General features: G+C 70.2%; 17 protein-coding genes and 1 pseudogene. 11 read left to right on the top strand and 7 right to left on the bottom strand.

Annotated features, from left to right (window positions below; translation table 11 throughout):
- The first annotated feature begins 41 nt into the window (after positions 1-41).
- Both AB0B86_RS11380 and AB0B86_RS11385 read left to right on the top strand, forming a co-directional pair.
- Positions 42-584 (top strand): PepSY domain-containing protein, encoded by a 543-nt coding sequence (locus AB0B86_RS11380; RefSeq protein ID WP_357417581.1) that lies wholly within the window; start codon positions 42-44, stop codon positions 582-584.
- A gap of 243 nt (positions 585-827) precedes the next feature.
- Entirely contained in the window at positions 828-1,259 is a 432-nt protein-coding gene (locus AB0B86_RS11385; protein WP_357402391.1) for a cold shock domain-containing protein, read from the top strand.
- Between the two features lie 13 nt (positions 1,260-1,272).
- Here the strand turns inward: AB0B86_RS11385 and trxA are convergent, their stop codons facing one another.
- The 3 genes from trxA to AB0B86_RS11400 form a co-directional block, all read right to left on the bottom strand.
- Positions 1,273-1,620, bottom strand: a complete 348-nt coding sequence (trxA, locus tag AB0B86_RS11390; protein WP_357401824.1) for a thioredoxin — start codon at positions 1,618-1,620, stop codon at positions 1,273-1,275.
- Positions 1,590-1,982, bottom strand: coding sequence for a MerR family transcriptional regulator (locus AB0B86_RS11395; protein WP_357401822.1), 393 nt, complete (start codon positions 1,980-1,982; stop codon positions 1,590-1,592). Before AB0B86_RS11395 ends, trxA begins: the two co-directional genes overlap by 31 nt.
- Positions 1,983-2,114: 132 nt before the next feature.
- Positions 2,115-3,416, bottom strand: coding sequence for a chitosanase (locus AB0B86_RS11400; protein ID WP_357401820.1), 1,302 nt, complete (start codon positions 3,414-3,416; stop codon positions 2,115-2,117).
- Between the two features lie 216 nt (positions 3,417-3,632).
- Here AB0B86_RS11400 and AB0B86_RS11405 point away from each other — a divergent pair, with 216 nt between their 5' ends.
- The gene (locus AB0B86_RS11405; RefSeq protein ID WP_357401818.1) at positions 3,633-4,247 is read left to right on the top strand and encodes a hypothetical protein; all 615 of its coding nucleotides are present in this window, start codon (positions 3,633-3,635) and stop codon (positions 4,245-4,247) included.
- A gap of 49 nt (positions 4,248-4,296) precedes the next feature.
- Here the strand turns inward: AB0B86_RS11405 and AB0B86_RS11410 are convergent, their stop codons facing one another.
- A complete protein-coding gene (locus AB0B86_RS11410; protein WP_357401816.1) occupies positions 4,297-5,919 on the bottom strand; it encodes a glycoside hydrolase family 43 protein in 1,623 nt (540 codons plus the stop codon).
- Between the two features lie 248 nt (positions 5,920-6,167).
- On the opposite strand from AB0B86_RS11410, the gene AB0B86_RS11415 reads away from it, so the two are divergent.
- From AB0B86_RS11415 to AB0B86_RS11440, 6 genes and pseudogenes are all read left to right on the top strand, one after another.
- Positions 6,168-7,463, top strand: a complete 1,296-nt coding sequence (locus AB0B86_RS11415) for an extracellular solute-binding protein (RefSeq protein WP_357401814.1) — start codon at positions 6,168-6,170, stop codon at positions 7,461-7,463.
- A 52-nt stretch (positions 7,464-7,515) separates the two neighbouring features.
- The gene (locus AB0B86_RS11420) at positions 7,516-8,514 is read left to right on the top strand and encodes a sugar ABC transporter permease (protein WP_357401812.1); all 999 of its coding nucleotides are present in this window, start codon (positions 7,516-7,518) and stop codon (positions 8,512-8,514) included.
- Entirely contained in the window at positions 8,511-9,347 is an 837-nt protein-coding gene (locus AB0B86_RS11425; RefSeq protein WP_357401810.1) for a carbohydrate ABC transporter permease, read from the top strand. The genes AB0B86_RS11420 and AB0B86_RS11425 overlap by 4 nt, the downstream gene beginning before the upstream one ends.
- 54 nt (positions 9,348-9,401) lie before the next feature.
- Entirely contained in the window at positions 9,402-10,448 is a 1,047-nt protein-coding gene (locus AB0B86_RS11430) for a LacI family DNA-binding transcriptional regulator (RefSeq protein ID WP_357401808.1), read from the top strand.
- 56 nt (positions 10,449-10,504) lie between these two features.
- Complete coding sequence (locus AB0B86_RS11435) at positions 10,505-10,918, top strand: hypothetical protein (protein ID WP_357401806.1); 414 nt, start codon at positions 10,505-10,507, stop codon at positions 10,916-10,918.
- A 300-nt stretch (positions 10,919-11,218) separates the two neighbouring features.
- Positions 11,219-11,332: pseudogene (locus AB0B86_RS11440) on the top strand (arabinofuranosidase catalytic domain-containing protein); the annotation flags it as partial.
- Between the two features lie 128 nt (positions 11,333-11,460).
- Here the strand turns inward: AB0B86_RS11440 and AB0B86_RS11445 are convergent.
- Positions 11,461-12,816: a PHB depolymerase family esterase gene (locus AB0B86_RS11445; protein WP_357401803.1), complete on the bottom strand. Its 1,356-nt coding sequence runs from the start codon at positions 12,814-12,816 to the stop codon at positions 11,461-11,463.
- A gap of 445 nt (positions 12,817-13,261) precedes the next feature.
- Between AB0B86_RS11445 and AB0B86_RS11450 the strand changes: the two genes are divergently transcribed.
- Positions 13,262-15,322 carry a cellulose binding domain-containing protein gene (locus tag AB0B86_RS11450; protein WP_357401801.1) on the top strand — a complete coding sequence of 687 codons (2,061 nt, stop codon included), beginning with the start codon at positions 13,262-13,264 and terminating at the stop codon, positions 15,320-15,322.
- A gap of 50 nt (positions 15,323-15,372) precedes the next feature.
- Here the strand turns inward: AB0B86_RS11450 and AB0B86_RS11455 are convergent, their stop codons facing one another.
- A complete protein-coding gene (locus AB0B86_RS11455) occupies positions 15,373-15,846 on the bottom strand; it encodes a hypothetical protein (protein ID WP_357417585.1) in 474 nt (157 codons plus the stop codon).
- 231 nt (positions 15,847-16,077) lie between these two features.
- Between AB0B86_RS11455 and AB0B86_RS11460 the strand changes: the two genes are divergently transcribed.
- The gene (locus tag AB0B86_RS11460) at positions 16,078-16,503 is read left to right on the top strand and encodes a hypothetical protein (protein WP_357401797.1); all 426 of its coding nucleotides are present in this window, start codon (positions 16,078-16,080) and stop codon (positions 16,501-16,503) included.
- 75 nt (positions 16,504-16,578) lie between these two features.
- Here AB0B86_RS11460 and AB0B86_RS11465 read toward each other — a convergent pair whose 3' ends face one another.
- Complete coding sequence (locus tag AB0B86_RS11465; RefSeq protein WP_357401795.1) at positions 16,579-19,383, bottom strand: M14 family zinc carboxypeptidase; 2,805 nt, start codon at positions 19,381-19,383, stop codon at positions 16,579-16,581.
- Positions 19,384-19,481 lie beyond the last annotated feature (98 nt).

The raw sequence follows: 19,481 nt of genomic DNA on the forward strand, positions 1-19,481 counted from the left end.
CGATCCTCAGAGGCGACAACCGAGGAAAGGTGGACACCACGATGAAGCGCACCAATCTGCTTCTGGCGACGGTCGGCGGTTCGGCGGTGCTGGCGGTGGCCGGGGTGGCGCTGGGCGTCAACGCCGCGGACGACGGGCGGACGGTCGGCACGGCACTCGCGGCGGCCACCGTCGCCCCGACTGCCACTGACGCGCCGGAGGGCGGCGCGACCACCGCCGCGCCGGGAACCAGCGGTACGCCGTCGACCAGCACCCCGTCGGGTACGCCGTCGAGCGGTACGCCGACCACCGGCACCGCGCCGGCGGGCAGCGCGGTCGACGAGAAGCGCGCTGGTGAGATCGCACTCGCCAGGGCTGGCGGCGGCCAGATCGTCGAGGTCGAGGCCGAGCAGGAGAACGGCCGACCGGTGTGGAGCGTCGAGATCGTCGCTGGCGACACCGAGCACGAGGTGGACGTCGACCGGGACAACGGTTCGGTGGTCAAGGCCGAGCAGGAGCCGGTCGACGACGACGACGACGACAACGACGACGACGACGCGGACGACCGGTCCGACGACGATGACGACAGCTCCGACGACGACTGACACCAGCCGGCGGCGCCCCGACCGGATTCACCATCCCGGTCGGGGCGTCGCCGTGTGGGCGCCCGGCTGGACGGGTGGGTCCCAACCCTGGCTGGGCGGTGGGTGCAGCTTGCGGCCGGCGTTGACCCGCGACACCGCCGGCACCGCTGCGGTGACCTGTTGCTGCCGGTCGCGGTGGGTGTTCCGGTACCGTGGGTGAACACTGTCGAGGTCTTCGGTTGAGTGGTGGAGTGGGTCGTGTCTGTGTGGGCGGCGGGTAAGGTCATCCGATTTGACGAGGCGCGTGGCTACGGCTTCATCGCGCCGTCGAAGGGCGGCGAGGACATCTTCGTCCACGCCAACGATTTCGGCGAGCAACGGCATCTCGTGCATCCCGGCATGCGGGTGGAGTACCAGGTGGAGGCCGGTGACCGGGGGCTGAAGGTGGCGTCCCTGCGGATCGTCGAGCCGGTCGCGGCGTTCCGGCCGGAACGGGTGCCCGACGTCGCGCCGGCGCGGACCGGGCAGACCGGTGAGGACGACGGCATGTGCGACGTCCTGTCGCCGCGCGAGTTCAGCTACGAGGTGACGGAGTTGCTGATCGAGCGGGTGCCGACGTTGACCGCCGCCCAGCTCGCCGCGATCCGGCAGTCGCTCGTCGAGCACGCCCGGTCACACGGTTGGGTCGAGAGCTGAGCCGGCGTGCCGGTCACAGCCCGGCGTGCATGGTGAGGCTCTGCCGCAGGTGCAGTTTCGGCCTGGACCCGACGATCGAGCCGACGACCTCACCCCGACGGAACACCAGCAGCGTCGGCAGGGACATGACGCCGTAGCGCCGGGTGGCCTGCGGGTTTTCGTCGGAGTTGAGCTTGGCGATGACCATCCGGTCGCCGAATTCCCCGGCCAGCTCGACGAGGCTCTTCTCGATCATCTTGCAGGGCGGGCACCACTCGGCCCAGAAATCGACGACGACGGGCCGGTCGCTGGCCAGCACCAACTCGGCGAACGTGGGGTCGGTGACGGTGATCAGGGTGCTGACGGTCGTCTCCTGGGGCATGTTGTCTCCCGGTGTGCGATGGCGTGGGTGAGCTGGGTGCGCAGCTGCTGACGGACCGCTGCGAGCCGGTCGAGGTAGTCGTCGACCTCGGCGAGCTTGCGCCGCAGCACCAGCACGGAATCGGGGCAGACGTCGCCGGAGGCGTTGCCCGCCCGTAGGCAGGCGACGAACGGACGGACGTCGTCGAGGCCGAAGCCGACGTCGAGCAGCGCCCGGATCTCCCGGACCACCCGCAGCTCCGCCTCGTCGTAGACGCGGTAGCCGTTGGCCGAGCGCTGCGGGCGTACCAACCCGTGGGCCTCGTAGTAGCGCAGCGTCCGGGTGCTCGTCCCGGCGCGTTCCGCCAGCTCACCGATCAGCATCACGACCCCCTCGACCAGCCCGTCGCGACCAGGCTAAACCTTGTCGTCAGCGTCAAGGCAAGGTCGCGCCCGGGGACGGCTCAGGGCGCCGCGAGGCGGCGCCCTGAGCGTCGGTGCGTGCCGGTGGGGGTGCTAGCCGATGCGGAACTGCTCGCCGTAGACGGCGAACGTCAGCGGCGTGTTCAGGTTGAGGTTGCCGTTGTTGAGGAACACCCGCTGGGCCGTGTCGACGCGGGAGGTGTCCGAGTGCGCCTCCTCCTTGCGCATCTCGATGACCCGCTCGTCGAGGAACGCGTTGAGCCAGGTCCGCTCGTCGCCACCCTGGGCCGGGGGCTTCGCGCGGGCGAGGGCGCGGCTGCGGATCTGGCGCATCCCCTCGTACCCGTGCATGACCGCCGCGTCGTAGTAGGCGAACTGGCCGAGTGCCCGTACCCCGTCGTTCTTGCCGTCGCGGACCGACGGGTTGAAGTAGACCCGGTCCCGCTCGGCTTCCTGGGCGGCCCGGAACACCGAGTCGTTGGCGGCGGTGCGCCAGTCGCGGGGGAAGTTGGGGTCGAGGCCGGCGTGTGAGGAGGTGCCGTTGACGGCACGCAGCGCCGGGAGGTAGCCGGCCAGCACGTTGCCCGGCTTGGTGTTGGTGTACGCCTGGACCAGTTCGAGCATGTCCCCGGTGCCGGAGCAGAAGCCGATGATGCCCGCGGTGTAGCCCCGACCGTCGCCGATGTCCTCGATGTAGGAGAACTGCGCACGCCAGTCGAGCGAGGAGTTCTCCGCCGCCGAGACGAGCTGCATGGCGACGTCCTTCTTCGCCGGGTCGTCCAGGTTGGTGCCGGCCGGGACGGTGGCGGTCGGCGTGGGAGTGGGGGTGCCGCCGCCGGGAAGGGTCCACTGCTGGTTGGTGGTGCCACCGCAGGTCCAGATCTGCAGTCGGGCGCCGTTGGCGGTGCTCCGGTCGGTCACGTCGAGGCACTTGCCGGAGGCGGAGTTGATCAGGGCACCACCGCTGGCGGCGGTCCACTTCTGGGCGCCGGTGTTGTTGCAGTCGTACAGCTGGATCTTGGCGCCGTTTGCGGTCGACGCGGCGGTGACGTCCAGGCACTTGCCGAGCGCCCGGATCGAGGCGTCGCTGTTGCCGACCGTCCACGTCTGGGCCGCGCTGCCGTTGCAGTCGTAGAGCTGCACCGGCGTGCCGTTGGCCGGGTTGGCGCCCGCGACGTCGACGCACTTGCCACCGAGGCCGGTGATCGGGCCGGCGGTCGCGGCGCTGGCCGACGGCAGGCCGTAGCCGACCGCCGCGACGCCGGTCAGCAGGGTGCCAACGACGTAGGCGGCTGTTCTCTTGCGCACCATGGTGTTCCTCGGGGAAGGGGCGGCGTGCCGCCGGCCGGTGGGTGCCCCGGCGCGACGATCGGCCCCGGCGGGCACCGCGAGCATCTGGAAACTGTATTAACAGATATCAGTGCGTCGGGCCGCCGTCAATCGACGACCGCAGGCGGTGACGACGCCTGTTCATCTCGTTGTCGGCAGGCGTTGTACGCGTGGACGGCTACCGGGATGCTCGCTGGCCGGACCGCCCAGTTAGATGGCGTGAGCAGTGCCGCATCCCGGGCGGAACGAACCGGGACGGCAGCGATACGCGAGGAGCGATACATGGCAGTCCACCTGCGCCGTGCCCGGTCTCTGGGGGCCACAGCCGCCGCCGTGCTCGCCGTGGCGGCGATGTCCGCCTGCGGCGGCGCCGACGGCACCGACCCGGTCGGCGCACCCACCGCCGCCGCGTCGGCCACTGCCACGCCGGCCGCCCCCGCGGGCCCGCCGGCCCAGGGCAAGATGCGCGGGTACGGCACGGTGCGGCAGCTCAGCGAGGCCGCGGACCTGGTGGTCCGGGGTGAGGTCGAGGCGACCGGGTTCCGGGTGGACGAGGTGCTGCGCGCGGCGGACGGATCGGCGGTCGCGGCCGGGACGCGGATCACGCTCGCCAGCCTGGATCGCGGCGTGGCGGACATGGCGCAGATGTCCGCGCTCACGGCGGGTCAGGTCGTCGTGCTCTACCTCGCCAAGGACCCGGCGGCCCCGACGTTCCGTACGCTCAGCGGCGACTTCGGGGTGTTCGACGCGGCCGGAGCCGACGACGACGCGGTAGTGGCGTCCCGCTCGCAGGCCATGGCCGTCAGCGGCTTGGTCACCGAGGACCCGGCCGCGTCCGGCCACGGTTTCCGCACCACGCTGGGCCAGCTCCGCAGCGTCGCTGCCCAGGTCAAGTAGGGCGACGGAAACGCGGACGGCACCCACCAGGGTGCCGTCCGCGTGCTCACTACTCGCGATAGGTGGCCAGGTCGAAGTCGGCGTACACCCCGTCGCCGCCCAGATCCTGCACCCACAGGCCGACGAAGGCTCCGGTGAAGCCCCACGCGGCCGGCTCGCCGTCGATGATCAGTGCGGCGTGCTCGTCGGACAGGATGGTCGCGTCCAGCTCGACCGGCAGTTGCTGCCAGCCGGCGCCGAGGTCGTAGTCGAAGCGCACCACCGGCCCCTCGAACACCGCCCGCAGACCGACCCGGGTGACCCCGCTGGCGTCGACGGTCAGCTCGGGATGCGGGGTGCGTCGCCCGTTGTCGGAGCTGAGCAGCTCCAGCACCGTCCGTCCGTCGTCGGCGCGGGTCAGGTAGAGGTGGTGCCAGTTGAGGGTGTTGTAGTAGGCGGTTATCCCGGCCAGCTGGCGGTGGTCGACCGGGTCGAACTCCACCACCGTCTCCAGCGAGCAGTGCGTCGCTTCGACCCGTCGCGCGACGAGGCTGGGGGCCTGTCGGCCGACAGGTGACTGCCCGCCGTGCACGCGCAGGTACGACGGGCGGGACCGTAGGTCGATCCAGTCGTCAGTGGCCGGCCGGCGCAGCGTCGACCAGCACAAACCCAGCTCGGGGGCGTCGAAGTGGTCGGTGTCGGGATCCGCCGGCCACGGGTGCGCGGGCAGATCCGGTGCGACCACCTCGTCCGCGGGCACCCCGCCGGGGATCCGGGGCCAGCCATCCGCCGGCCACTCGACCCGCTGGATCGCGGTCTCCCGGCCCAGCACACAACTGCCGAGCGGTGAGTAGGGGCGACCTACCAGGTGGGCCAGATACCACTCCCCGCCCTGGGTGCGCACCAGGCTGCCGTGACCGGCCTTCTGCAACCGCAGGTCGGGCCGGCCCACCGAGCTGAGCAGCGGGCCGTCCGGGTCCACCTCGTACGGCCCGAACAACTCCCGGGACCGCGCCACGGTGACCTGGTGCTCCCAACTGGTGCCGCCCTCGGCGGTGATCAGCCAGTACCAGCCGTCGTGGCGGTACAGGTGCGGGCCCTCGGTGACCCCGACCGGGGTGCCGGTGAACAGGATGCGGGGCCGACCGACCAGCCGGCGCGCGGCCCTGTCGTACTGCTGGATCTCGATGCCGCCGAAGCGGTCGCGGCCGGGTCGCCAGTCGGCGCTCATGCTCAGCAGCCAGCTGGTGCCGTCCTCGTCGTGGAACAGGGCGGCGTCGAAGCCGCGCCCGTGCAGTTTCACCGGATCGGACCAGGGTCCGGCGATGTCCGTGGCGGTGACCAGGAAATTCTGGGGATCCCAGTAGCCGCTGGCGAAGCTGGCCACGTCGCTGTAGACGAGGTGGAACTGCCCGTCGTGGTACGTCAGGTCGGGCGCCCACACTCCGTTGGAGTCGCCGCAGCCGCGCAGGTCGAGCAGGCGGCGGTCGGTGATGATCCCGCCCAGGGTGCGCCAGTTCACGAGATCACGCGAATGGTGCACACGCACGCCCGGATACCACTCGAAGGTCGAGGTGGCCAGGTAGTAGTCATCGTCGACGCGCAGGATCGACGGGTCCGGATGGAATCCGGCGAGGACGGGGTTGCGGATCGACCGGGCAGCGGTCACCACGTCAGCGATGTCGGTCGACACGAGGGCTCCTCTGGACGACTGTCTGGAACTTCCGGAAACTTGCGGTCCCGGATCACTGGAAGTCCTGCCTACGCTAGCCGGTCTTTTCGCAATAGGACAGAGGTCTTGACCGTTGCGGCCACAGCTCGTAGCGTGCCGGCCATCGACCGGTAATACCGGCGAAGCAATGAAAGTTCCGGAGATCCATAAGTCCCACCGCCGGCTCGGCCGGCGTCCGAGCACCCAGTGAGTCCCCGAAGGGATGGATCATGACTACGCACCTTTCCCGCCGAACGCTGCTCGGCCTCGCCAGTGCCGGCGCCGGCGCCTACCTGCTGAGCGCCTGCAGCGGCGACGAGAAGTCCAGCGACCCCAACGCGCCGCAGACCATCAACTGGTGGCACATCCAGAACACCGACCCGATGCTCCCGGTCTGGGCGGCCATGGCCAACGAGTACAAGGGCGCCCACTCGAACGTCACGATCGACATCCAGCCCCTGGAGAACGAGGCGTTCAAGGCCAAGCTCACCACCGCCACGCAGGCCGGTGACGTGCCGGACCTCTTCCAGTCCTGGGGTGGTGGCGTGCTCAAGCAGCAGGTCGACGCCGGTCTGGTCAAGGACCTCACCGACGACACGAAGGACCTGGTCGCCGGCATTCTGCCCGCCGCGATGGAGCCCTACACCATCGACGGCAAGGTCTACGGCATTCCGTTCGACATCGGCATGGTCGGGTTCTGGTACAACAAGGAGCTCTTCACCCGGGCCGGCATCACCGAGACCCCCACCACCTGGAACGGCGTGCTCGACGCGGTCCGCAAGCTCAAGGCCGCCGGCATCACCCCGGTCGCCCTCGCTGGCAAGGACAAGTGGCCGGCCCACTTCTACTGGTCCTACCTCGCGATGCGCATCGGTGGTGTCGACGCCCTGCAGAAGGCCGTGGACAGCAAGAACTTCGACACCCCCGACCTCGTCGCCGCGGGTGAGCGGCTGAAGGAACTCGTCGACCTGCAACCCTTCCAGAAGGGCTTCCTCGGCGCGGAGTTCGGCTCGCCCGACGGGCAGGCCGCCACCATGGGCAACGGCAACGCCGGCATGGAGCTGATGGGGCAGTGGGCGCCGGCGGTGCAGGCGTCCAGCTCCACCAGCAAGAAGGGCCTCGGCGACAAACTCGGCTTCTTCCCGTTCCCCTCCGTGGACGGTGGTAAGGGCGCCGCGACCGAGGTCTTCGGCGGTGGCAACGGCTTCGCCGTCGGTAAGGACGCCCCGGCGTCGACCGTCGACTTCCTGAAGTTCCTGCTCAGCGTCGAGAACCAGAAGCGCTCCGCGCAGACCAACGCGGTGAACCCGACGGTCACCGAGGCCACCTCGGCCATCAGCGACCCCAACAACAAGGCCGTCGCGGAGGCCCTGGCCAAGAACACCGGCTTTCAGCTCTACCTCGACCAGGCGTACGCGCCCGCACTCGGGCAGCAGATCAACGACAGCGTCGCGGAGATCATCGCCGGCAAGAAGTCCCCGGCGGCGATCGTCAAGGACATCACGCAGGTGGCAAAGACCGTCTGATCGTGACCCGTCATCCATCCGTAGCCGGCCGTAGAACCCGAGTGGAGCAGGCATGACCAGGCCATCGACCGTGTCGGACACGAGGCGCGGCGACTCGGCGACCGATCCGCCGGCACCGGGGCCGGGCACCGCGCGCAAGCGTGGCCGCCAGCCCCGGCCGGGCCGGGGTGGCGTCCTCGCCGTGTTCCTGGCGCCTGCCCTGGCGCTGTTCGTGCTCCTTGTCCTCGCCCCCATCGTGGTGGCCGGCTACGCCAGCCTCTACAAATGGAACGGCTTCGGACTGCCCGAGAACTTCATCGGGCTGGACAACTACACCCGCGCCTTCGGCGACCCGACCTTCCGCGGCGACCTGTGGCGCGGCCTCGTGCTGGTGGTGCTGTCCCTGGTCGTGCAGCTGCCGGTCGCGCTGGCCCTGGCCATGCTGCTCAACCAGCCACTGCGGGGTCGCGCCGCGTACCGGCTGATCTTCTTCGCCCCGTACGTGCTCTCCGAGGTCACCACGGCCGTGCTGTTCACCCTGGTGTTCTCTCCGAACCGAGGGTTGGGCGAGGGCGTAGCCCGGTGGTTGGGCTCTGATGCGGGCACCGTCTTCGCCGACCCGGACACCGTGCTGTACGCCGTCTTCCTGGTGGTGTCCTGGAAGTACTTCGGTCTCTACATGATGCTGTTCCTGGCCGCCCGGCAGGGCATCCCCAAGGAGCTGTCCGAGGCCGCGCTCACCGACGGCGCCACCGCCTGGCAGGCGTTCCGGCACGTCACCCTGCCCCTGCTCGGCCCGACGATCCGGATCAGCATCTTCCTGTCCGTCATCGGCACCGTCCAGTTGTTCGACATGGTCTGGGTGCTCACCGGTGGTGGCCCGATCCACTCCTCGGAAACCCTGGCCGTGACGATGTACCAGTTCGGCTTCAAACGTTTCGAGGTCGGCTACGCGAGCGCCATCAGCATCGTGATGTTCCTGTTGAGCCTCGTCTTCGCACTGTTCTACCAACGCATCGTGCTGCGTCGCGACACCGCGGGCGCGGTCACCACCCAGGGAGGCCAGCGATGACCGCCACGACGAGTCGCGTCCAGCGGACCCGCAGCGTCGTCCTGCACCTCGTCTGCATCGCCGTCGGCACGCTCATCGTCGTGCCGGTGTATTTCGGCGTGCTCGGCGGCTTCAAGGACAACGGCCAGCTGTCCACCAATCCGTTGGGCTGGCCCGATCCCTGGGTGTGGAACTACCTCGAGATCCTCAGCGAGGGCGTGTTCTGGCGGCAGCTCGGCAACAGTCTCCTCATCGCCGTGAGCAGCACCTTCATCGTGGTCGGAGCGGCGGCGATGGCCGCATTCGTCTTCGCTCGCTACGCCTTCCGGGGTCGCGAGTTCCTGGTGACCCTGTTCGCTATCGGTCTGATGTTCCCGTTCGCGGTGGCCATCCTGCCGCTGTTCGTCCTGCTGCGCGGTATGGGCCTGCTGGACAATCCGCTCGGTGTCATCCTGCCCCAGGCCGCCTTCGGGCTGCCGATCACCATCATCATCCTGCGCCAGTTCTTCCGGACCATCCCGGCCGAGGTCGAGGAGGCAGCTGTCCTCGACGGCTGTAGCGCCTTCGGGTTCTTCTGGAGAGTCCTGCTGCCGATGGCCCGTCCGGCCCTGGCCACCGTATCGGTGCTGGCCATCGTCACCAGCTGGAACAACTTCATGCTCCCGCTCGTCGTCTTCAGCGATCAGAGCTGGTGGACGCTTCCCGTCGGAGTTCAGGCGTTCCAGGGGCAGTACGCCGACGACACCGCACGGGTGCTGGCGTACGTGGTGCTGTCCATGCTGCCGGCCCTGGGCTTCTACGCCGTGGCCGAACGGCAGCTCATCGGCGGTCTGACCGGCAGCGTCAAGGGGTGACATCGCACCACCGCGAGCAGACCTGACGCTGCCCGCACGACGAAGGGAGGAACCGTGGGCACGGAGAACGGCCGAAACGTCACCATCGCCATGATCGCGCGGTTGGCCGGTGTCTCCGTGCCCACGGTCTCCCGGGTCATCAACGGACGATCCGACGTCGCCCCGGACACCCGGGAACGCGTCGAGGCGTTGCTCAACCGGCACGGCTACCGACGTCGGTCACCGGCCCGGCGTACCGACGCCGCTCTCATCGACCTGGTCTTCAACGACCTGGACAGCCCGTGGGCCGTGGAGATCATCCGTGGGGTGGAGGACGTCGGCCAGACCAGCGGCGTGGGCACCGTGGTGTCGGCCATCCACTGGCGCATCTCCTCGGCCAAGCAGTGGCTCGACAACATGCGTACCCGCTCCACCGAGGGCATCATCTTCGTGACCTCGATGGTGAACCCGCCGTTGCAGGCCGAACTGCGCCGCCTGCACCTGCCGGTGGTCATCATCGACCCGGCCGGCGTCGACCCGCAGGAGTCACCCACCATCGGCGCCACCAACTGGGCCGGCAGCCTGAGCGCCAACCAGTACCTGATCAGCCTCGGCCACCGCCGCATCGGCTTCATCGCCGGCCCACCGCACCTGATGTGCAGCCGGGCCCGGATGGACGGCTACCGGGCCGCCCTCGGCGCCGCGAACATTCCCCTCGACGACGACCTGATCCGTCCGGGCAACTTCTACCACGAGGGCGGCTTCAGCGCCGGTACCCAGTTGCTGGCCCTGCCCGACCCGCCCACCGCCATCTTCGCCTCGAGCGACCAGATGGCGCTCGGCGTCTACGAGGCGGTCCGCAAACGCGGGCTGCGGGTGCCCGACGACATCAGCGTGGTCGGCTTCGACGACCTGCCGGAGGTCCGGTGGTGCTCACCGCCGCTCACCACAGTTCGTCAGCCCCTGGCCGAGATGGGCATGCTGGCCGCCCGGACCGTGCTGCGACTCGCCGGGGGAGAGAAGACCGAAAGCCCACGGGTCGAACTCGCCACCGAGCTCATCGTGCGCGACAGTGCCGCACCGCCACGGCGGCCGGCACCGTCGGGGCAGTCCGGGTCGTGACGCCGACTAGGCTCCCCTGACATCGCCGGGGTTTCGTGGGGCATGGGGAGCTGACGATGGGGCTCGTCGAGTTCGGCCGTAACCAGTACGGTGCGGCCAGCATGATCAGCGGTGATCGGCGCTTCCGCGACCTCGCCTCGCAGCTCACCAGCGATGTCCAGAACTACGCCCCGGACTGCCTCGAACTGCTCCAGTGCATCGACGACGCGGCGTCCGGGCGTTCCGCCTGCGAGGAGTTCGAGGGCAACTCGTCGGTGGTCCGCTGCACCTCGGCCGGTGTCACTGTGGTGAGCTGCGGGCCGGTCCGGTCGGGGACGACCTACTCGGTCGACGAGGCTCGGACGGTCATCCTCGCGTACTTCGAATTCCTCGCCCCGGCCGCGCCGGACCGGGAGCGGCACCTGCGGACGTGGGAGCGGGAGCACGGCCGCCCGTTCCCTGGCCGGCACCTGCTGCGGCTGACCGACTGACCCCCTCAGACACTGATCATCGTCTATGGACATACGTGTCCTGTTAGCGCTAACGTGACGGACAGTCGTCGATTCTCGACTGGCTCCGGGCAATCGCGAGAGCGGTGACTCCTGGTCCGGAGCAGCCGACGGCGGCGTGGGGCGGACGGGTGGGGACGTGGCCGACGCGGGACGGCTACCGGGAGCCATCGGTCCCGGCCAGGTGGCCGGGTCGCGTCTGGTGGTCCCGCTGCTCAGAGTCCGGGCCCGAGCAGCGGGACACCACCCGGGCTGAGGCACACCCACCAACCACACCCCCTCGACTCCAACCAGAGCGTCGGCACCTTCTACGAGGGCGCGATGGTCGCGGGTTACCCGTCCGACGCTACCGAGAACGCGGTACAGGCGAACATCACCGTCGCCGGCTACCGCTGAGCCCGGGTGCCGCCGCCCCGCGCGGACGGCGGCCACGACCAGACCGGTGGCCCGGCCCGGGATCCTTCCCGAGCCGGGCCACCGGCCGGCCGAACACCAAACGGGGTACGTCGACGTCGGTAAACGCGTCAGCCTCTGGTCCACCGCTGGCTGTTCGAGCTGTTGCAGGTCGAGAGCACCAGCTGGGCGCCGTTGGCGGTGCCGGCGGCGTTGGGTGCGAGACACAGGCCGGACTGCACGCCGGTGACCGTCCCGTCGGTGTTGAGGTTCCACTGCTGGTTGGTGCCGCCGTTGCAGTCCCAGATGATCGCCCGGGTGCCCGACGTGGTCCCCGCGCCCTCGGCATCCAGGCACTTCGTGCCGTACACCTGGAGTTGTCTCGCGGCGGTCGGCGTCCACTGCTGGTTGGTGCCGCCGTTGCAGTCCCACAACGCCACCTGGGTGCCGTTCGTCTGCGACCTCGCCGGGACGTCCAGGCAGCGACCGGCGTTGACGTTGCGCAGCGGTCCGGCCGTGCCGCCCGGTGGCGGGGTTGTCGGGTTCGGCGGCGGTGTGGTGGGGCTCGTGCCGTCGAAACCGATGAACCGCACGGCCTGGGCCGCGTCGAACGGGATGGAGTGGCCGTACCCCTGGAAGCTGATGGCCTCCACGGGTGCCGTGCCGCCGGTGCCCCCGTAGCGGGTACGGGTGGCGCTGGCCTGCGGCGAGTCGGTGTAGGCGGGGGTCTGGGACACGCCGGTGACGTTTGTCCACTGCTTGATCTGTTCACCGAAGTTGACGTAGCTCAGCGTGGTGTCAGTGGTGCCGTGCCAGATCTGCACCCGGGGGCGTTTGCCGGTGTAGCCGGGGTAGGCGTTGCGCACCAGGTCGCCCCACTGTTGCGGGGTCCGCACGATGCGCCCGCCGGAGCACTCGCTGTTCCACTCGGCGCCGTTGGTGGTGGCGAAGCACCCGAACGGCACCCCGGAGGAGCTGAACCCGGCGTTGAACAGGTCCGGGTAGAGACCGACCATGACGTTGGTCATCATCGCCCCGGAGGAGAACCCGCCGACGGCGATCCGGTTGGCGTCGACCGGGTAGCGGCCCCGGACGTAGTCGACCATGGACTTGAGGCCGACGGGGTCGCTGCCGCCGTCGCGCCGCAGCGCCTGCGGGGAGGACACGTCCCAGCACTTGCTGCTCCGGGTCACCGACGGGTAGATCACGATGAAGCCGTACCGGTCGGCGAGGGAGCTGAGCCCGAAACCGGAGTGCACCGCCGGGCCGCTGCCGGTGCAGTAGTGCAGGGCCAGGAGCAGGGCCGGTTGGGCCGCGACCCGGTCCGGCACGTACAGGTGCATCTGGAGGTTCGTCGGGTTGGTGCCGAAGTTCGTCACCTGGGTGAGCGTCGCGGCCGACGCTGGGGTGGCGACCGTGACCACGGCCGTCATCGTCGCCAGGGCCGTCGCGAGCGCGGCGGCCAGCAGTGCGATCCTTGATTTCATCGGCGCTTCCTCTTGTGCTGGGTCGGGGACTCGGCGCCAGCACGAGGTGATCTGGTGGTGGTGCGGACGCGCGTCGTCCGCCGCGCGTCGTCGGCAGCCGCGGTCAGGTCCTGGTGCGACGCCCGCCTGCCCGGGGGACGTCGTCTCGCCGAGGCCGACCGGCGGGGGCTCTCCCGGCGAGCCGCGAACGCCGTTCGCCTCGACATCGACTGTGAGCGATAACATGCCGTTCGTCAAGCAGTGACGTATGACGTGTCGACAGGCGCGGGCTTGAGATTCCCGAGCCGCCCGTGACATTCTTGTGCGTCGATGAGCGGCCACGTGCGGGGCCGATGTCCGTCCGATGGGCAACCAGGATCCGGCACGGATGCTGGGGGACGGTGCGACGAGCGATGGACCGCCGAGAGCCATCCGTGCACCCACTCCCGCAAAGGAACCCCAGCCCATGCAGAACCAGACGAGGCGCGCGTCAGTGGTGGCCAGCGCGCTGCTCGCCGCGACCGCGCTCGCCGGCATCAACCCACCGACGGCCAGTGCGGCTCCCGACCCGGTCACCGTGACCGTCAACGCCCGCGCGGGGCTGGCGACAGTGCCTGCCACCGCGCTCGGTGTCAACCACGCCATCTGGGACCAGAACCTGGGCACCACGCAAACGTCGGACCTGCTGCGCGACGCCGGTGTGCAGATGATGCGCTACCCCGGCGGCTCGTACGCCGACATCTACCACTGGAAGGACCACACCGCGCCCGGCGGCTACGTCGCCCCGGGGACCGACTTCGACACCTTCATGGCGGCGGTGCGCCGGGTCGGCGCGCAACCGATGATCATCGCGAACTACGGCACCGGGACACCCGCCGAGGCGGCTGACTGGGTGCGATACGCCAACGTGACGAAGGGCTACGGGGCGCGGTACTGGACCGTCGGCAACGAGAACTACGGCAACGGCCACTACGGGTCCGCCTGGGAGGCGGACGACCATCCGGACAAGAGCGCGACACAGTACGCGAGGCTTGTCGTCGAGTACGCCGACGCGATGAAGGCGGTCGACCCGAGCGTCAAGGTCGGCGCGGTGCTGACCATGCCGGGCAACTGGCCGGACGGGATCACCGCCGGCAGTGACCCGGGCCCGTGGAACCAGACGGTGCTCTCCATCGCCGGCCCGAAGATCGACTTCGTGGACGTGCACTGGTACCCGGGCGGCACCGCCGCCGAGTCGCTGGCCCGCGTCAACCATCTCCCCGACGCCACCTACCTGCTGCGGCAGCAACTCGCCAGGTACGCCGGCGCGGACGCCGAGCGCATCGGCATCAGCTTCACCGAGTTGAACGTCGACGTCGGCCGCACCACCCAACCGGCCGCGCTCTTCCTGGCCGACGTCTACAGCGGGCTGCTGGAGAACGGTGTCTTCACCGCCCAGTGGTGGAACGTGCACAACGGCATGGGCACCGTGACGCAGGTGGCCGGTCAGACCGACTACGGCGACTTCGGGTTGCTCTCCAGCGGGGCCTGCACCGAGGACGGGTCGGTGTGCCAGCCGCCGCTGAACACACCGTTCGCGCCGTATTACGGGCTGAGCATGATGAAGCTCTTCGCGAAGACCGGCGACCAGTTCATCCGCGCCGGCACCGACGAGCCGTTGGTCACCGCGCACGCCGTGCGCCGCGGCAACGGCGACCTCGCGGTGCTGCTTGTCAACAAGGACCCGGACGCGGCGCATGACGTCACCATCGACTACGCAGGGTTCACCCCGTCCGCCGCCGCGCCGACCGTCGCCACCCTCAGCAACGGCGCCACCGGCATCGCCACCAGCCAGTCCGGCTCGGCGACCAGCCGGACGCTGCCGGCGTACTCGCTGACGACGCTCGTGCTACGCCCGGCGGGCGCGACCGCCGGCCTGCCCTCGGCGCCGGGCCAGCCCACCGCCAGTGACGTCACCGACCGGGCCGCGACGATCTCCTGGCCGGCAGCCACCCCGGGCCGCAGCCCAATCGCCAAGTACGAGGTGTACCGGCAGAACGGCGCGGTGAGCGAGCAACTCGGCGAGACGGCGGGCACCTCGTTCACTGTCGGCAACCTGGTGCCGGGCAGCAGATACACGGTGAACGTGCTGGCCCGCGACACCGCCGGCCGGGTGTCCTGGGCCTCACCACCGCTCACCTTCGCCACCGGCAGTCCCGCCACCAGCGCGTGCACGGTCCGGTTCACCACGGCCAACGACTGGGGTAACGGCTACATCGGTGGTGTCGAGATCGTCAACAACGGGACCAGACCGATAAACGGCTGGACGCTCACCTGGACCTGGCCCACCGGCTGGCAGCAGGTGAGCAGCGGGTGGAGCGCCACCTGGGAGCAGACCGGCACCGGCGTGCGGGTCACGCCCACCGACGACAACCGGCAGATCGCCGTCGGGAGCAGCGTGAGCGCCGGCTTCGTCGGCGCGTACAGCGGGCCGAACGTGCTGCCCACCGCGTTCACCCTCAACGGCACCGTCTGCGCGAGCGGCTGACCGCGGCGTGGTGCGCCGGCTGGCCCGTTCGCGCGGGGCCAGCCGGCCGGTCAGTCACCATCGCGGGACCAGTCCCGCGGTGGCACGACGGCGAGTTGGGGTTCGCCACGTATCGGTTCGAGTGCGTACAGGATCCGCAGGTTGCCGTCGGCCGCGGCGTCCTCGTCCGTGCGGACCCGGCCGGTGCTGCCGTCGGTGCTGACCAGCAGCCACCTGTCGGGATAGAAGCTGCCGTCGTCGACAAGCGCCCGGATCCGGAAGGCGCGGGCCAGCGCAACGGCCAGCTCGCGTTCGCCGAGCCCGGTGGCGTCGGCGAGTTCGGTGTCGCCGATCAGCACCCAGCCGAACTCCTCGTCGTCCTCGGGCGGCGTGAACATGGCGACGGGTCGCGGGTCGTCAGCCGAACGGTCCGCGATGCGCCCGACATAGATCGCCGCGGGCGCGATGCCGTAGTTGTCCGCGAGAAACCGCCGCAGCTCGGCTGCGCGGATCTCACCCTCGAACTGGATCTGGTAGACCAACACCCACCCCCGGTCGTTCTCGTGATGGCGGGCAACACCGTACCGGCATCGACTGCCACCTGGGGCCGGGTAGACCGTGTGCGCGACAGGCTGACGCTGCCGTCGGGTGGCCGGCCGGCCCGTTCGTCGGGCCGGCCGGCTCCCGGCCTCGATCCCGGCGACGGTGCCGGGGGCAGGGGGCCGCGCCAGTCCGGGGCGACGTCGTCGTGGCCCCCTTACCCGATAGTGAGAACCATGAGTTGGTGGCAACGGTCCCGCCCTGGCTACGCCGTCGACGGTGTCGAGCCGCAGCGCGTCGACGGCTGGGACGTCTTCGACGGTGACGCGTTGGCCGGGTCGCCCGTGGTGGCCGAGGCCGCCGCGCGCCTGCCGCAGGACCCGGCGCTGGAGGACCTGCCGGGCTATCTGGCCGTCTCCACCAGGGACGGCCGGGAGTGGACGCTGAGCTTCGACGACGGGAAGCTGGCCGTCTTCGGTCTGTCCCGCCCAGGCAACGACTTCTTCGAGCAGGCGTTGACGGCCGCCCCGTGGACCGAGTCGGTCGACCGCGTCGACCGCGAGGTCTTCCTGTTCAGCACGGCCGGGGTGCGGACGGCCGACGTCGTGCTGGCGTTCTGCGTCGACGTGTGTGGTGAGGTCTTCCGTCGACTCGCCGCATAGTTCCCGCACCCGCGCGCACGACGAAGCGCCCGTCCCCATGTCGGGGACGGGCGCTTCGGCGTACAGAGGGCTACGTCAGCCCACCACCGACCGCAGCGGCACTCGGGCGTCGCGCAGCGCGCGTACCAGATCCTTCACGAACGGGTGCTCGTCGGCCTGGAGCCCTCGCGGGTTCGGGATCACGACGTACGCCGAATCGTCCTTCGCGGACGCCTTCGCGTCGGCGGTGAAGCGTCCGACGATCGCCTGGGCGCGCGGCAGGTCCGCCGCCGCGACCTGGATGGTGATCGGTCGCCAGCCGCCGCCGAGGTCCGGCGTCACCGGCGCGGCGGCGGCGCTGGCGCGCGCCGCGTCGACCCCGGCCGCGCGCCGGGCGTCCGGCGTCGCGCCGGCCGGGTAGAGCAACGCGTTGGCCACCAGGTGCAGACCATTCTCGTTGTACGCCCGAAAGAGCGGGTTGAACGCGAACAGCACCGCCCGACCGGCTCCGGTCGGCTCGTCCACCACCGCCGCCGTGCCCTTGAGGGTGTCCGCGCCGACGGTGTAGCCGTTGGCCCAGAACGTGTCACCCGTCGGGTAGCTGAGCACGTTCGTCCCGGTGGTGCTGGGCGTGAGGATCGGGTCGCTGTTGTTGAACTCGAAGTCCTCCGCCGGTCGGCCCAGGGCGACCGGGCTGGCGGTGTCCACGTCGACCCGCAGGTGTGAGCCGATCACCAGATAGTCGGCCGGCTTGGTCTTCTCGGTGGTCGAGGTGAGCCCGGCGGCGCGGGCCAACCGGGTGCCCTCGTTGCGCAGCCCGACGTAGGTGTGGCCCTGGGCGATCCACTCGCGCAGGTTGGCCTGGCCCGCGGCGGTCAGACCGCCGGTCGGGCTGCTGCCGTCCGGCACCACCAGCACGGTACGCCCGGTGAACGCGGCGGTGTTGTCGTTGATGTCGGCGGTGGTGACCGGCGTGAGGTCCAGCCCCCACCGCTTGCCGAGCACGTAGCGCGCCTCACCGTGGGAACCCGACGTGGTGGAGATGCCGGTGCCCTGGAACAGGCCCACGTCGGGCAGGTGCACCGGCGTGCCGGTGGCTGGCCCGCTCGGTGCCAGGCTCACTCCGAGCGAGGCCGCGAGCCGGTCGATCTCCCGGGTCAGCTTCTTCGCCGGCACCGCCACCCGGTTGCTGTCCAGGTCCCGCACCAGCGGGACGCCGCGACCGAGCAGGCTGAACGTCAGCTCCGCGGCGGCTGCCGAGTCGAGCGGGTACGTGTACGAGCCCCACGGCCACGCCGGGGCGCTGCGTCCACCGGAGATCGCGCGGACCAGCCGGGCCTTCGGCCGGACGTTGTCACCTGTGTAGATGGCGGAGACCCCCATCAGCAGCGGGTTGCTCCAGGACGACACGTCGTAGAAGTAGGGGAACGGCGTGTACGGGTCCTCGCCCATGACGGCCTGGATCCAGTGCTTCTGCGGCTGGTCCATCGGGATCCAGTACGCGCCCTTCGGCACTGTCACGTTCGTGGCGGTTCGCCCGCCGAAGACCCGCGCGGTCGGCACCCGGGTCGGCTTCTGCACCTCGTACACCTCGACGTCCATCCGGCGCAGCCGTTCGACGAGTTGGCGGACGTCGGCGAGTTGCCGGTCCGGCAGCAGGAAGTACGAGCGGATCCTGATGTCCGGTACGGGGAACTGGACAGCGTTGGTGGGCTGCACCACCTCGTTCGGTTCGAGGGTGCCCGCCCGGCCCTGGGCGAGCGCGTCGGTCCAGATGTCGAAGTAGCCGTCCAGCACCTCGCGCTTGTTCGCGGCGGCCCACCCCAACGTCGACCACTGGGTGTGGAACTGCTGCTGGACCCGGTCGGCCACCGCCGACGCGCTGCCCTTCTCGTACGTCATGCCGGCCGCACCGAAGCCGGTGGTCGGCACTGTGTCGCCGTAACCCATGAAGAACATGTCGTACGTGTCGTAGTTGAAGTAGCACTCGGTGGTGACTGTCTCGTCGCAGGCGCCCTGGTAGCCGAAGCCGGCCTTGTTGGCCTCGCCGATCCGGTTGATCCAGTCCACCGCCTCGCCGGCGATCTCGTGGTGGATCGGGTCGGCGTTGGGCGGGAAGAAGTACTGCCGGCCACCCATCTCGTGGGCGTCGACGAACACCTGCGGCGGGTAGCGGCGCAGCAGTTCGAGCTTGCCGTCGGTCTCCTGCTGGGTACGGGCGAACCAGTCCCGGTTCAGGTCGAAGCCGAACTCGTTCTGCCGCCGGGTCGCGTCCCGGCCGTCCGGGTTCTGGGTGGGGACGATGACGGTGACCAGGTTGTCGTTGCGCCGCGCGACCTCGCAGGACAGGCCCGCCGCCAACTCGTACAGCGTCTTGAGCGCCGCGTCGGTGCCGCTCTTCTCGCCGCCGTGCACGTTCGCGGTGATCCAGACGATGGCCGGGCTGTCCTTGGCCGTCCGGGCGGCCGTCCGTGCGCTGGTCCGGCGTGGGTCACGCAGGTCCCGTACGTCGTCGGCGATCTTTCGCAGGGCGGCCGGTCGCACGTGGCGCTCGTTGGACACCACCGCGTACGGCAGGGGCTGGCCGGCCACGCTGGTGGCCAGGACCCCCGTGACGACCCGGTCCGAGGCGCGGTCGACAGCCGTCAGGTAGCCGCGGACCTCCTCGTTGGTGACGACCCGCTGCTGACCCGCGCCGAGCGGGAAGCCGAACACGGTCTCCGGGGCGGGCACCGTGCCCAACCGTGCGGTCGGGTCGTCGGCGCAGGGTGCGGGCCGTGCGGCGCTCGCGGCCGGGGTGCCGCCGAGCAGGGGAGCCAGGCCGAGTAGGAGCGCGATAGTGGCGGCCCCCGCCAGCCGTCTCGACGGGGCCGTCCAGGACGAGCGCATCGATGGGGTCATGTCTCGGATGCCCTTCTCGGGGAAGACCTCGCAGTGGCCGGAGCCTATGAAGCGGCCGACAGGAGGTCAAGCTCCGATCGACGGTGGTGACTACTCGG

The organism is Micromonospora sp. NPDC049047 (genome assembly GCF_040649135.1).
GTDB lineage: Bacteria > Actinomycetota > Actinomycetes > Mycobacteriales > Micromonosporaceae > Micromonospora.